This window comes from Streptomyces sp. 4F14, assembly GCF_048159485.1.
GTDB lineage: Bacteria > Actinomycetota > Actinomycetes > Streptomycetales > Streptomycetaceae > Streptomyces.
Genome location: NZ_JBLRVY010000004.1, coordinates 318404 through 332653, shown reverse-complemented (window position 1 = coordinate 332653; position 14250 = coordinate 318404). Strand labels below are relative to the sequence as shown.

General features: G+C 72.2%; 11 protein-coding genes and 1 pseudogene. 5 read left to right on the top strand and 7 right to left on the bottom strand.

Translation table 11 applies throughout. From position 1 onward, the window contains the following. The 7 genes and pseudogenes from uppS to ACLZOT_RS08585 form a co-directional block, all read right to left on the bottom strand. Positions 1-1794: a polyprenyl diphosphate synthase gene (uppS, locus tag ACLZOT_RS08615; protein ID WP_416968163.1), complete on the bottom strand. Its 1794-nt coding sequence runs from the start codon at positions 1792-1794 to the stop codon at positions 1-3. A gap of 56 nt (positions 1795-1850) precedes the next feature. After that, complete coding sequence (locus ACLZOT_RS08610) at positions 1851-3266, bottom strand: NAD(P)/FAD-dependent oxidoreductase (protein WP_416968162.1); 1416 nt, start codon at positions 3264-3266, stop codon at positions 1851-1853. 11 nt (positions 3267-3277) lie between these two features. Next, complete coding sequence (locus ACLZOT_RS08605; protein ID WP_416968161.1) at positions 3278-3952, bottom strand: hypothetical protein; 675 nt, start codon at positions 3950-3952, stop codon at positions 3278-3280. A 207-nt stretch (positions 3953-4159) separates the two neighbouring features. Next, positions 4160-5569 carry an MFS transporter gene (locus ACLZOT_RS08600; protein ID WP_416968160.1) on the bottom strand — a complete coding sequence of 470 codons (1410 nt, stop codon included), beginning with the start codon at positions 5567-5569 and terminating at the stop codon, positions 4160-4162. Continuing rightward, positions 5566-6726 carry an MFS transporter gene (locus tag ACLZOT_RS08595; protein ID WP_416968322.1) on the bottom strand — a complete coding sequence of 387 codons (1161 nt, stop codon included), beginning with the start codon at positions 6724-6726 and terminating at the stop codon, positions 5566-5568. Before ACLZOT_RS08595 ends, ACLZOT_RS08600 begins: the two co-directional genes overlap by 4 nt. A 276-nt stretch (positions 6727-7002) precedes the next feature. Next, positions 7003-7479, bottom strand: a pseudogene (locus ACLZOT_RS08590) (potassium channel family protein). Positions 7480-7748: 269 nt separating this feature from the next. Then, on the bottom strand, positions 7749-8093 hold the full coding sequence (locus tag ACLZOT_RS08585) for a hypothetical protein (RefSeq protein WP_416968159.1): 345 nt from the start codon (positions 8091-8093) through the stop codon (positions 7749-7751). Between the two features lie 26 nt (positions 8094-8119). Here ACLZOT_RS08585 and ACLZOT_RS08580 point away from each other — a divergent pair, with 26 nt between their 5' ends. The 5 genes from ACLZOT_RS08580 to ACLZOT_RS08560 all read left to right on the top strand — a co-directional run bounded on the left by ACLZOT_RS08580 (position 8120) and on the right by ACLZOT_RS08560 (position 14042). Beyond that, positions 8120-8254 (top strand): hypothetical protein, encoded by a 135-nt coding sequence (locus ACLZOT_RS08580; protein WP_416968158.1) that lies wholly within the window; start codon positions 8120-8122, stop codon positions 8252-8254. A gap of 411 nt (positions 8255-8665) precedes the next feature. Continuing rightward, positions 8666-9178 (top strand): hypothetical protein, encoded by a 513-nt coding sequence (locus ACLZOT_RS08575; RefSeq protein WP_416968157.1) that lies wholly within the window; start codon positions 8666-8668, stop codon positions 9176-9178. Positions 9179-9298: 120 nt separating this feature from the next. Beyond that, entirely contained in the window at positions 9299-11224 is a 1926-nt protein-coding gene (locus ACLZOT_RS08570) for a flavin monoamine oxidase family protein (protein WP_416968156.1), read from the top strand. Between the two features lie 273 nt (positions 11225-11497). Beyond that, a complete protein-coding gene (locus ACLZOT_RS08565; RefSeq protein ID WP_416968155.1) occupies positions 11498-12358 on the top strand; it encodes a hypothetical protein in 861 nt (286 codons plus the stop codon). Between the two features lie 169 nt (positions 12359-12527). Further along, complete coding sequence (locus tag ACLZOT_RS08560; RefSeq protein WP_416968154.1) at positions 12528-14042, top strand: aminotransferase class V-fold PLP-dependent enzyme; 1515 nt, start codon at positions 12528-12530, stop codon at positions 14040-14042. Positions 14043-14250: the final 208 nt, after the last annotated feature.

The window sequence follows — 14250 nt, the reverse complement described above, 5'->3', positions numbered from 1 at the left end:
TCACTCCTCTCCGCCGGCCGGGCCGATGAGCACCGGCGGGCGCGGCGCGGCGGGCACCGTCCCGTACCGGCGCTCGCGGCGCCCGAAGGCGAGCAGCGCCTGCCACAGATCCCGGCGGTCCACGTCGGGCCAGTAGCCGTCGGTGAAGTGAAGCTCGGCGTAAGTCGCCTGCCAGGGAAGGAAGTTGGAGGTGCGGCGCTCTCCGCCGGTACGCCACAGCAGATCCACATCGGGCATGTCCGGATACGGCAGATAGCGGGCCAGGAGGTGTTCGGAGACGCGGTTCGGGTCGAGGTCGCCCGCGACGGCGGCCCGGGCGATCCCGGCCGCGGCGTCGGCGAGTTCCGCGCGGCCGCCGTAGTTGAGACAGACGGTCAGTACGAGATCCGACTCGCCCCGGGTCTCACGCTCGGTGCGCTGCAACCCCTCGACCAGGTCCTCCGGCAGCCCGTCGGGACTCCCGGCCCAGCACAGCCGTACGCCGTCGGCCTCGAAGTCGCATCTCTCCTGCGCGAGCATCTCGAACAGCTTGGCGATCTCGGCCGGTGAGCGTCGCCAGTTCTCGCTGGAGAAGGCGTAGATCGTCAGGTGTCTCAGGCCGATCTCCAGCGCGCCGTGGACGACGTCGCGCAGCGCGGTGTGGCCGGCGCGGTGGCCCTCGTGGCGGGGCAGGCCGCGCTCGGTCGCCCAACGGCCGTTGCCGTCCATGATGATGGCGACGTGCCCGGGCATGCGCTCGGGATCGATCACCGGCGGGCGGACACGGGTGGGGTGGGGGAGCGGGCCACGGCGCGGGACGGCACGGGCTGAGGGCTGCGGTGGGACCGTGGTCGGCCGGACCGGTGGTGGCGCGGGGGTGACGGGGACCTCGACGGGGGTCAGCGTCCAGGCCGCGGCGGCCTTCGTCCGGGCGGGGGCGAGGATCCGCGCCCGGGTGACCGGCCCGAGGCGCGGACCGGCGTGCAGCAGGCGGGGTCCCGCGCGTTCGACGGCCCGCAGCCTGGCCCGGAAGAGGTCGCTGACGGCTCTGAGCAGGATGACGGCTCCCGGGTGCACCGACGTGACGAACCGAGGCGCCTCCACCTGGCGGCGGGCCCGGGCGACGAGATGGGCGATCAGCGCCTGGACGTCCTGGCTCCAGCGCCGTTCCAGCAGGTCGGACGCCTGGACACCGTGGTGTTCGACCACCTCGTTGGGCAGGTGCAGCACACCCCTGTCGAGGTCGGCGGAGAGGTCGACGAGGGTGTCGGTGAGGTAGACGCCGTCCAGGAAGCGGGCGAAGTCACGCTGGTACTGGGGCCGGAGCGGGATGTACAGGCCCGCGCGGCCGAGCAGGGTCAGGCACTGGGCCGCCCAGGTGACGTTGCTGTGCTGGACCCGGGTGCTCCAGTCCGCCCAGGTCGCCGAGCGGCTGCCGGTAGCGTCGGCTTCGATGGCCGCGTACGAGATGTGCAGGTCGCGTGGGGCGAGGTGCCATCGTCGGACCGTGTCGACGATCGCCCGGCGGTAGGGATCGTCGCTGGTGCCCTCGTCGAGGTCCTCCTCCAGCCGCCCGACCCAGGCCCGCATCCGCGCGATCCGCTCGGCGGGAGTTCCGTCCGTGGAGTCGATGATGTTGTCGGGGACGCTGAGCGCCGTCCACAGGGCCCAGCACGCGGGGCGCAGCGCGGCGGGCATGAGCTGCATCAGCGCGTACTCCGTCGGGTTGGCGGCCTGGGCGAATCTGCCGCACGCCGTGTACGCGGCCCGCAGTGCGGGGTCGTCGACGGCGGCCTGAGCGGGGATGCGGGGCAACGGCGGCTTCCTTCGACGAGGGCGGACGAACGGTCCGACGGGGGCGGGTGAGGGAGTTAGGGGAGGGGGAGCCGGGTTTCGATCTCGTGGTCCCGGTCGGGGGTGCGCCGTGGTTGCGGCGGCCGGCCTGACGGCGGCCCGCCGCCCTGACCTGAAGGCACCGACGGCAGCGCGAGCCTCGCGAGGGCGGACACGACCCCGGCCAGGACCCGCGGCGAGAACAGCACCCGCCGCCCCCGCGTCAGATGCGCGAGCCGCAGGCAGGCCCGGGTCACGGCGGCGTCCCGTTCCATGGCGGCGCACAGGGCGGTGCGTGCGAGGTCGGCCGCCCACAGGAACGCGGACCGCCGACGCCCGGACGCGTACGGCCCCACATCGGAGGTGCGGGTGGCGGTCCACGGCACGGTCAGCACCCGCGCGGCCCTGCGGTGGTAGCGCCGGGCCAGCCCCGCGGTCCCGGTGCGCAGACAGTCGCGCAGAGCCTGTGCCTGGAGCGCGGCGACCGACATGCCGTGGGCCAGGGTGGGGTTGGTGGCGCACATCGCGTCACCGATGACGACCAGGCCCTCGGGCGGCCTGCGCAACCGCTCGTAACGACGGCGGAAAGCCTCGGGGAACCGGGCCCGGACGGGTACGTCGAGCGGCTCCGCCTCCCCGAGGATCTGCCGCAGGCCCGGGTCTCCGAGGGAGCAGCCGTACGCCGTGAACGCGTCGGTGTCCAGCGGCGGTTCCTGGTCGAGGACGCCGGCGAGCGTGACCATCCAGCAGCCGTCCTCCGAGGGGTACAGAGCCGCGCCTCGGCGCCGGTCCGGTGTGACGTGCCGTCCGATCGCGAGGATGCCGGGCAGGTGGTGGGATGCGCGCCGGTAGCGCCGGGTCACGTACGTCACCCCGACCCGGACCCGGTCCTCGCGCGGCGGCCGGTACCCCAGCTCCCTCAGCCACAGGGGGGTACGGGAGGCCCGTCCCGAGGCGTCGACCACCAGGTCCGCCCGCAGCTCCAGGACCGGTCCGGGCCGACCGCGCCGTACCGCGCGCACCCCGTCGATCCTGCCGCCCCCGGTGGTCGCCAGCAGACCGGTCACCTCGTGCCGGGGCAGCGTCCGTACGCCGGGCAGGCCCTCGGTGCGAGCCCGGACCCGGCTCTCCAGGAGGGTTCGGCTCATCATCAGGCAGGTCATGTCCGAGGGGGCGCGCTCGACCGGGTGCCCGTCGAAGAACCACGCACAGTCCTGCTGGGGATCGAGCGACGTAGCGCCCTCTGCGACCAGTTCCCCGGAGATCCCCGGGAAGAAGGACTCCAGCGCCTCCAGCCCGCCGGCCAGCAGCCAGTGCGCGTGGCGGGACTGCGGCACCCCGGCGCGGTGCACGGGACCGGACGGCAGAACGTCCCGGTCGACGATCAGCACCTCCTCGTAAGTGCCGGCCAGCGCACGGGCGGCGAGCAGCCCCGCCATGCTCCCGCCGATCACCACGGCTCTCCTCATGACGCCGGGCGCTGCCGCAGGCCCAGCAGCAGCGGCGCCGTGAGGGACGCGAGGCAGTAGATGAAGGCGTATCCGCCGACGATCGCGGACGGCTGAGCGGAGATGGACAGGAGGCCGGTCACGTCATGGGGGCGGTAGCTCACCATGCCCGAGCCGGTCGCCACGAGGTCGTGCGGAACCGTCAGAGCGACGGTCGCGGGAACCCGCGCGGCGGTCTCCGCATGCCGGCACAGGCCCAGGAGCACCACGAACCAGAGAACGTCGACCGTGTCGCCGCGCTCGCCCAGCAGCAGGTCCCAGGCCGCCCACAGCCCGACTCCGGCGAGCGCACAACCGACCGTGAGCCGCCGCGCCGGCAGAGCACGGGTCACCGCGACGACCGCCAGGAAGATGACGGCATGCAGCGCGGGAAGGTACACGGGCAGGTTGCCCAGGCGGTAGTCCCACAGCCCCAGCCACCGGGTGGCCATCACCTCCACCACGGAGGTGATCACGACGACCATCAGCGTCTGCGTACGGACCAGCGCGCCCTCGCGCAGGAGCAGCCCTACGGCCACCGCACCGATCCCCACGGCCAGGGCCAGTTGAGCCGACGGCCCCAGCGGATCCAACAGCCCTACGGCCGAGGAACACACCGCCAGCCCGCCGAACCCGCACAGCAGATCGGTCACCCGGCGACTGTCCACCGGGGGTGACATGTTGCCGACCGCGGTCCCCACAGCAAGATCGCTTTTCACGCCGGGGTAACGAGACATCGGCGCGACGGTCACGCTGAGTGAAGGAACGCCTCCCGGAGGAGCGGCCGGGTGCACCGGGGCGGAGAGGCGAGTGCTCGGACGCGAGGTCCCTCGACGCCATGAAGCGTGAACTCCCTTGCCTCACAAGGCCGTTCGGCTGCTCCACACCGCCGACACCCCCATCAGCAGCACGGCGCCCATCAGGACGAACAGCGGCAGCGGCGGCAGCACCGAGTTCCAGGTGCCCTCCCCGCCCAGGTGGAAGGCGAGGGTGATCAGGGCGACACCGAGGGCCGTGCCCAGAGTCCGGACCATGTTGATCATGCCGCCGCCCGTGCCCGCGAGGTGGGCCGGCACGGCGGCCATGACCATGGTGTTGTTGGGCGGGGTGAAGACGCCCAGCCCGATGCCGAGGACCGCGAGCCAGGCGACCAGCCATCCGTCGGCGGGGGCGGCGAAGGCGAGCCCGGCGAGTCCCGTCAGGGACAGGGCGGCTCCCGCCAGGCAGCGGACGCTGTTGCCCCAGCGCCGGGGCAGCAGCCGCTCCTGGAGGTTGGAGGCGAGCGCGAACCCGGCGGGCAGCGCGGCCAGCAGGAGCCCGGCGCGCATCTCGTCCTCGCCGACGTGTCGTACGAGCGCGAGCGGGACGAGGACCAGCGGGCCGAACAGCACCAGGTACCCGGCGAGCGCGCCGAGCAGTCCCCAGGCGATGTGCCGTTCCCGCAGCAGCGCGGGGGAGACGAGCGGTGCGGGTGCCCGGCTCTCCCGGCGAAGGAAACCGGCGAAGCCCAGCGCGGAGACGGCGATCAGCGTGAGGCCCGCCCAGCCCGGGACGGGGAGTCCGGAGAACACGGAGACCCCGGCGAGGAGCGTCGCCACGGCCGCCGCGAGCCACGCCGTACCGCGCAGGTCGAAGCGGGCGTCGTCGGCGCGTTCGACCGTACGGGGCAGGAGGTACCGGCCGAGGAGGATGGCGGCGACGCCGACCGGGACGTTGATCCAGAACACCCACCGCCAGCCGACCGTCGAGACCAGCACACCACCGACCGTCGGCCCCACCGCGAGCCCCAGCGCCTGCCCGGCCGCCTGCACCCCCAGCGCCGTACGCAGCTTCTCCCAGGGTGCGGCCAGGGTGACGAGGGCGACGCTGTTGGCGGACAGCATCACCGCGCCGAGCGCCTGGACGACCCGGCAGCACACCAGGACCGTCAGGTTCGGGGAGAGGGAGCAGGCCGCCCAGGAGACGGTGAACACCGCGAAGCCGTACAGGTAGAGGAGTTTGCGGCCGAGCAGGTCGGAGAGGTGGCCGACCGTGACCATCGCCGCGGCCAGGACCAGCAGGTAGGCCAGGGAGACCCACTGCACGGTGGCCACCCGCTCGCCGAACTCCTTCTCCAGGCTGGGGTAGATGAGCGTGACGATGCTGGCGTCCAACTGCCCCATGAACGCGCCGAAACACACCGCCACCACGGCCAGTCGCCACGAGTACGGCGACGCGCGCACCCACTCGGGCCGTTCCCGTTCGTCGAGGAGCCGCTCCCGCAGGGTCACCGGCGCTCCCCGGCCGCCGCGCCGAGCGGGGCCGCGACATCCTCCAGCGGGGCCCGTTCCGCCTTGACGCCGACGAACGCCTCCAGCAGTCCGCCGGCGATCATGACGGCGGCGGCGAAGAGGTAGCCGCCGAGCAGCCGGGTCGGGTCCGGGTGGGCCTCGTCGCCGATGAGCGCGGCGAACACGGTCGGCCCGGCCGCCCCCACGAGCTGGCCGATCGCGAAGAACAGGGAGATCGCGCGGGCCCGTACCTCGACCGGGAAGATCTCGCTGACCGTCAGGTACGCCGAACTCGCCGCGGCCGAGGCGATGAAGAAGACGACCACCCACCGGACCGTCTGGGTGGTGGCGTCCAGCACTCCGGCGTGGAAGAGGAAACCGCTGACCGCCAGCAGCGCCCCGGAGACGATGTACGTGCCGCTGATCATCGGCTTGCGGCCCACGGTGTCGAAGAACCGGCCCAGCACCAGCGGACCGAGCAGATTTCCGACGGCGAAGGCGAACAGGTACTTCGGGGTCTGGTGGTCGGGGACGCCGTAGAAGTGTGTCAACACCAGTGCGTAGGTGAAGAAGACCGCGTTGTAGAGGAACGACTGGCTGATCATCAGGGTCGCGCCGAGCAGCGAGCGCGACGGGTAGTCCCGGAAGAGCGTGCGGGCGACGGCCGTCAGCGGGGTCCTGGGCTGAGGCCGGATCTCGATCGCCCGCGCGGGGTCGACCGGCGCCAACTCCCCTTTCCCCACGCCGCGTTCCATCTCCGCGGCCGCCTCCTCGGCCTCCCGCTCCCTGCCGTGCAGCAGCAGCCAGCGCGGGGACTCCGGGATACGGCGGCGCAGCGGCCACACCGCGAGGGCGAGGAGCGGGCCGATGAGGAAGCCGATGCGCCAGCCCACGTCGGAGCCGAGGAGGTCGGGGTCGAGCAGGACGTACGTACCGAGGGTGCCGATGATCGAGCCGAGCCAGTACGTGCCGTTGACGGCGAGGTCGGTACGGCCCCGGTAGCGGGCCGGGATCATCTCGTCGATCGCGGAGTTGATCGCCGCGTACTCGCCGCCGATGCCGAGCCCGGCCACGAAGCGCAGGACGAGGAAGATCCAGAAGTCCCAGGACAGGGCGGTCAGTCCGCTGGCGACCAGATACAGGCCGAGGGTGAGCAGGAACAGTTTGCGCCGCCCCAGCCGGTCGGACAGGTCGCCGAAGACGAGCGAGCACCTGCCCGACCAGGTAGACCGTCGCTGTCAGTCCGACCTGATAGCTGCTCAGGTGCAGGGTGTCGGCCCGTTGCAGCACCGGGCCGACCGCGCTCGCCACGGTGATCTCCAGCCCGTCCAGCACCCAGGCGATGCCGAGCGCGACCACCATCCGGGTGTGGAACGGCGACCAGGACAGGCGGTCGATCCGGGCGGGCACCAGCGACCGTACGGTCTCGTTCATCAGCGTTCTCCCGCGTCGTTCACCAGATGTTCCAGCCGGTCGAAACGTTCGTGCAGGGTGCGGGCGGTCTCGGCCCACAGTCGCTGCGCGTCCGCCTCGGCGCTCCGGACGAGGTGATGACGGCGTTTCGTCTCCCGGCCGACGAACCACGTCGCGAACGCGGCGGTGACCATGCCGTACGCGGTGATATCGACGACCATCACCACCGCGCCGACCACCCGCCCCCACGGGGTCACCGGGTAGAAGTCGCCGTAACCCACCGTGGTCGCCGTCTCGACCGACTACCACAGGGCCTTGGGATACGACGTCAGGGTGGCGCCTTTCGTGCCCGATTCCGCGGCGACGGCCGCCCACGAGCCGGCCGGCATCGTCACGATCAGGGCCGCGGTCGCGCTCCCGGCCGCCTTGACGTGCAGGGAACGGCCCTCCCTGCCGGGCAGCAACTCGATCGTCTTGGTCAGGAATCCCGGCAGCATGATCGGATCGTGCGCGACGATTCCCGGACCCGGTGATCCGACCCGCCCGCAGGTCACCCCATCAGCCGTCGCGCCGCGTGGGCGACGCGGAGTCCGCGTGATCGGGTGCGGAGCGGGTCCGGGCATCGCCCGCCGAGGTTCGAGCCCGAGCCGACTTCGCCTCCACCGGGAGGTTGTTCAGGGGCGGCTGGTGAACGCGGCGAGGCCGGTCACCTCGCCGGCCGGTCCGGTGCCGAGGAACCTGGCGGGGCTGTCGGACGCGTCCAGGTTCACCATGGCGATCTCCCCGGTGGTTGGGGCAACTGACGTACGCGTACGCCCCGGAGACCGCCGCCGTCCTCGAAGGGGACGTTGCCGCAGCCGGTGAGGGTGCGGACCGGGGTGAGGCCGTCACGTGTCTCGTTGATCTTCCAGAGCCTGCCGTCCTCCTGGTCGTCGACCCCCGCGACGTAGTCCAGGGTGGTGACGGCGCGGGAGGCGGTGTCGACCACCGAGATCGTGTTGTCCGCGGTGCTGACGGTGTAGACGTACGTCCCGTCCGGACTCACCGTCAGCGCGGAGACCGTACCCGGCAGCTCCAGCGCGGCTCCCACTGTCTTCGCCGCCGGGTCCACGGCCTTCAGGACGTCCTTTCTTTCGAGTGGCGTCCGACGCGCCGCGCGGAGCGCTGCGGGCCATGGGGATCGTCGTCCCCACCGGCCGGGGCACCCAGGGCAACCGGTCCGCCGCGCACCACCTGTTCGGACTGCTGTCGGTCGACGGAGGAGCCGCATGACGAACGCTGAACCCCGCCGCCGTACCTTTGTCGTCGCCGCCCTCGGCTGGCCCTGCCCGCCGCCCCGACCCGGGCCACGGCCTCACCGGCCCGCACCAACCAGGTCAACCTGTACAGCCAGATCGACCCCGTGGTCATCGGCGCCGACGGCACCGGCACCGCCGAGGTGGTCTGCGGGAACTTCGGCCCCGACGACGCGTGGGGTCCCGTCTCGCTGAAGTTCGTGCTGCCGCCGTACTTCGACGTCCCCGCCCTGCCGGCCGTCCCCGGCGCCTGCGTGGACTGGCTGCACTACTTCACCGCCGTCGGTCTTCCGGGTCCGCTTCCCGTGCGGCATCAAGGCCGGCACCACCCGGGCCGTGTCCTTCACGGCTGTCGTGGACGACCGCTGCCCCGCCCTCGGGCCGGGCCGTGTTCAGCACCGACCCCGGCGACACCTGCGACGTGGACATCGACACCAGCCGCGACGCCCCGACCGTCCGCCCGGTCCGCTCCGCGCTGACCACACCTCCGCCGGGCACCGCCAACCTGGCGTTCAGCCACCGCTCGTTCCCCCTCGTCGCGGGCGGAGACGCGGTGAAGATCCCGTTCAGCTTCGTCAACCTGGCCGGGACCTGCACCCGGCACCCCGCCCGCTTCACCTTCTGCACGCCGTACCACTGCGACATCCCCACCGAAGACCGGCCCCCGGACCTCACCGCCCTCTACGAGAACACCAGCGACCCGACGATCCCCTCCGTCCACCAGCTGGAGATCCCACCCGGCCCCACGGGCAGGCCCCACACCGTCGAGATCCCCTTCCGGATCGCGGCCGGCGCTCCCGTCGGCCCGACGAAGGTCCAGGGCATCATCGTGCCGACGGGCACCGACACCCAGGGCGATCGGTCCACCGCGCACCGCAAGTTCGGGCTGATGTCGGTGTAGGCACGTCGAACCCGCCGGGAGGCTCCCGCGCGCACGTTTACGCGCCCGCGCGCCTACACGATGCGGTGACCGGCACTCAGGTCCCTGCTGTCCCGCGACCGGACGCCGTATCCAGGGAGCATGGACGATCTTCGCGACCACCGACTCCCGCTCTCGCGCCGCCGGTTCACCGCAGCCGCCACGACCGCCGCACTCCTCACCCCGGCGGCGGCCGTCCCAGCCACCGCCGCACCCTCGAAGCAGACCGCCGACTGGGACACCTGCCTCGCAGTAGCGCGAGCGTTGTTGCTCGTCGACGAGGACGACCGCCCCCTCGCCCCCGCGTACGAGAGGTACCTCACCGACGGCCTGCCCCACGCCGGCGCGAAGGCGAGGCGGGTCCTCGTCGTCGGCGCCGGGCCCGCCGGCCTCGTCGCCGCCTGGCTGCTGAAGCGGGCCGGGCACAAGGTGACGCTGATCGAGGCCAACGGCAACCGCGTCGGCGGCCGGATCAAGACCTTCCGCACCGGCGGCCACGAACAGGCGGCGCAGCCCTTCGCCGACCCCCGCCAGTACGCCGAGGCCGGCGCCATGCGCATCCCCGGCAGCCATCCGCTGGTGATGTCCCTCATCGACCAACTCGGCGTGAAACGACAGCCGTTCCACCTCCAGGACGTCGACGGCCAGGGCAAGCCGGTCAACAACAGCTGGCTGTACGTCAACGGCGTCCGCGTCCGCCGGTCCGCGTACGCCCGCTCCCCGCGCCGCGTCAACCGCTCCTTCGGCGTCCCGCGCGACCTGTGGGACACACCGTCGGCGACGATCCTGCGCCGCGCCCTGGACCCCGTACGCGACGAGTTCAGCACTGTCGGAGCCGACGGCAAGCGCGTCGACAAGCCGCTGCCGGAACGGGTGCGGGGGTGGGCGCGGGTGATCCAGCGGTTCGGGGACTGGTCGATGTACCGGTTCCTGACCGAGGAGGCCGGCTTCGACGAGCGCACGGTCGATCTCGTCGGCACCCTGGAGAACCTCACCTCACGGCTGCCGCTGTCCTTCGTGCACAGCTTCATCAGCCAGTCGCTGATCAGCCCGGACACCGTGTTCTGGGAGCTCGTCGGCGGCACCGCGAGCCTGCCGGACGCGCTCCTCGAACACGTCCGTGACGTCCTGCGCACCGACCGCCGCGCCACCCGCATCGAGTACGGCCGGGGCGTGTCCGTCGACACCGTCTCCGAGGGCCGCGACGGCACGGTCGTCCGCGAACGGTTCACCGGCGACCTCGCGATCGTCACCGTGCCGTTCTCCGGGCTGCGGCAGGTGCAGATCAGCCCCCTGATGTCGTACGGCAAACGCCGCGCGATCGCCGAACTGCACTACGACAGCGCCACCAAGGTGCTCCTCGAATTCGGGCGCCGCTGGTGGGAGTTCAGCGAGGACGACTGGAGGCGGGAGCTGGACGCGGTGCGGCCCGGGCTGTACGAGGAGTACCGGGCCGGGAAGGCGCCGGACGACGGCAGTCTCCTCGGCGCCCATCCCTCCGTACCCTCAGGGCACATCAGCGACGCCCAGCGCGCCCACTACGCCGCCACCCGCTGGGACACCCGCGAACAGCCCGAGGCCGCGCACGTCGTCGGCGGCGGCTCGGTCGCCGACAACTCCAACCGGTTCATGATCCACCCCTCGCACCCGGTGCCCGGCAGCCAGGGCGGTGTCCTCCTCGCCTCCTACAGCTGGGCCGACGACGCCTCCCGCTGGGACTCCCTGCCCGACGACGCCCGCTACCCGCACGCCCTGCGCGGCCTCCAACAGGTCTACGGCCAGCGCGTCGAGGTCTTCTACACCGGCGCCGGCCGCACCCAGAGCTGGCTGCGCGACCCCTACGCGTACGGCGAGGCGTCGGTGCTCCTCCCCGGCCAGCACACCGAACTCCTCGCAGCCATCCGCACCCCCGAAGGCCCGCTGCACTTCGCGGGCGACCACACCTCCGTCAAACCGTCCTGGATCGAGGGCGCGGTCGAGTCGGGGGTGCGGGCCGCGCTGGAGGTGCACCGGGCGGCGAGAACTTGACGGACGTCGAGACGCCGGTCACGGGGGCCGGGAGAGTGTGCCGGCCCGCCGCCGTGACCCTGCTGTGCACCCTGTGGGCGCTGGCAGGCTGCTTCCTCAGCGCCGCCGAGTGGCGCTCGCGGGGCCCGGCGGCGCTCGGCGACCCGTGGTTCGGCGCCGCCGTGGCCTTCGGCACCGTCGTCGCGATGAGTACGGAGACCCTGGCCCGCCCGGCCCTGGACGGCGCCGCCCGCCCGGCTGTGGGCGGCCGGCGCCGCCTGCACCCTCGCCTGCGTGGCGGCCCTCCCGCTGTGCTGGAACGTCATCGGCCACAGCGACGGCCGCAACCTGTCGCCCGGCCACATCGTGCGCACCGACCCGCAGGCCCGCCACCACGACGCCGGCATGATGGCGGGCCGACGGATCACCCTCGTCCCCACCGGCGTCTACAACGTCGTCCTGCGCCAGTGCTTCGACTACGGCTCCTACCCCCTGGACCGGCAGAACGTGTGGCTGCGCATGTGGCAGCCGGACTTCGCCGAAGACGCCGTCCTCGTCCCCGACTTCTCCTCCTATCCGCCCTGGCACGATCAGCAGATGCTGGCGACGGACCCGGAGATGGCGACGGGGGAGTGGCGGGCCCGCTACACCGCCTACAGCTACGCCCGCCACGGCTACACCAGCAGCTTCGGGCTCGGCGCCTACGACCGGCCGGTCGACTATCCCGACCTGTACTTCAACATGGTGTACGAGCGGACCCGCACCGGCGAGGTCGTCGGCAGCCTGATGCCGGCCGCGCTGATCACCCTCGTCGTCTTCGCCTCGCTGTTCGTGTGCACCCGCGAACGGCTGGGCGCGTTCGGCTCCAACCTGTTCGCGGTGATCGCGTGCCTGATGACGATCCTGCTGGTCCTGGTCGTCAAGCGCAACGCCGTACGGGACATCTCCGCCGACGGCGCGGTCATGTACCTGGAGTACGTCTACTTCGGCATCTACCTGCTGCTTCTGTTGGCCACCGCGAACGCCCTCCTCATCGCCCTCGCCCCACCCGGCTCGGCCTTCCCCGCCTGGGGCCACCTCGTGGCACGAGTCCTGTACTGGCCGCTCTACGCGGGACTGATGCTGGCGGCCACGATCGGGGTGTTCTTCAGCTGAAGGCGCGTCATGCCGAGGTTAACCGGATGGTCGTATGAATACGTGTGCGCTGTGCGTGCCTACGGAATGCACTGAGCGCCGCTCGCACGCCCTTGAAGCGGTTCACCCCCGTCGGCTGGACTGAATACCGGACGACAGGTTGGATTCCGTATCAGTGGGGGAGTTCCCGATGGCCGAGGAATACCTTTCCGGCGACTTCACGGCGTGCGTGAGACGGGAATTCCCGGCGCTGGCGCACAAGGCGTATCTCGACAGCGCGTGCATCGGGGTGGCGCCGCTGAGGGCGGTTCGGGCCGTGACGGATCTCGTGCAGGGAATGCAGTACTGCCCGGCGGAATCGGGCACCGCCATGCACGGCCGGCTGAACGAACTGCGGGCCCTGACAAGACCCTTGGCCGCGCGGCTCATCGGCGCGCAGACGAGTGACATCGCGCTGACCGAGAGCGCGACCCACGGTCTGAAGATCGCGCTGGAGTCCCTTCCGCTCGGCGCCGGCGACGAAGTCCTCATCCCCGACCTGGAGTTCATCCAGATGGGCGTCATGTGGCGGCAGCTCAAGGACCGTGGCATCACGGTGCGGACCGTCCCGCACGACGAGGCGGGCCGGATCGGGGTGGACGCCGCACGAGCCGAACTCACCAGGGAAGTCAAGGTACTTGCGCTGAGCTCGGTCCAGTGGACCAACGGCTTCCGGGCCGATCTCGCGGCGCTGTCCGAGCTGTGCCGGAAGCGGGATGTCTGGCTGGTCGTCGACGCGGCCCAGCACCTCGGCGCGCTGCCGCTGGACGTCCGCCGTACCCCCGTAGACATCCTGGTCTGCGGCGGACACAAATGGCTGTGCGCACCGTTCGGCACGGGCTTCCTCTATCTGAACCCCGAGGCCCGTCCCCGCCTGCGCCGCCCACTCGCCGGCTTCTTCGCGGCGAGGCCGCCCGCCCGTACCTGGGGCGAGGCGTTCCTGAGACCCGACCTCACGCCGGTGCAGGACTACGAGTTCAGCGAGGACGCCTACGCCTGGGAGACCGGCGGCACCGGCAACTACCCCGGCGCGGTGGGACTTTCGGCCGCCCTTTCCCTCCTGCTCGAACTCGGCCCCCAGCACATCGAAGACCATCTGCGCGCCCTCACCGACCATGTGACCGGCGGCCTCGACCGCCTCGGCCTCACCGTCGTCAGCCCGCGCGAACCCCGGCACCGCTCCGGCATCGTCACCTTCACCACCGGACGCCCCACTGCCGACGTCGCCCTCATGGGCGCGCTGCTCGCGGCGGGCGTCGCGGTCAGCGTCCGCTTCACCTCCGGGGTGGGCGGCGTGCGGGTCAGCTGCCACCTCTACAACACCCTTGCCGACCTGGACGCGCTGCTGGCGGCCACCGCCGACTGGCAGCGCCGCCCCCGCAGCGGCGGCCGACCCGGTGCCCCCACCCCGCCCCGCCGCTCCGCCGCCGCGCAGATCGTGCGCCAACGCGCCCTGATCGACGCCCTCGACGACGACCTGATGGGCCTGATCACCGCCCGCGGCGGAGTCAGCCGCGGCATCCGCCGCTCCCGCCTCGAAGGCGCCATGTCCCGCACCGACCTCGCCCGCGAACGCGAGATCGTCGAACGCTTCCACCACCGCCTCGGCCAGGACGGCACCCGCCTGGCCCTGGAACTCCTGCGGATGTGCAAGGGCGACACGTGACCCTCCGGGGGTGAGGCGGGGGTTCATCATCCCGGCGGACTCGGACTCGGACTCGGACTCGGACTCGGACTCGGACTCGGACGCGGAGACGGCTCCGGCGGTCGGCGCGGGCGTCGAACCCGGCCTGCCCTTCGAACCACCCGACGCCCCTGGGCTCCGCCCGGCCCGACGCCGGCCCTCTCCCTCAGCCCGGCTCCGTTGTGCCGCC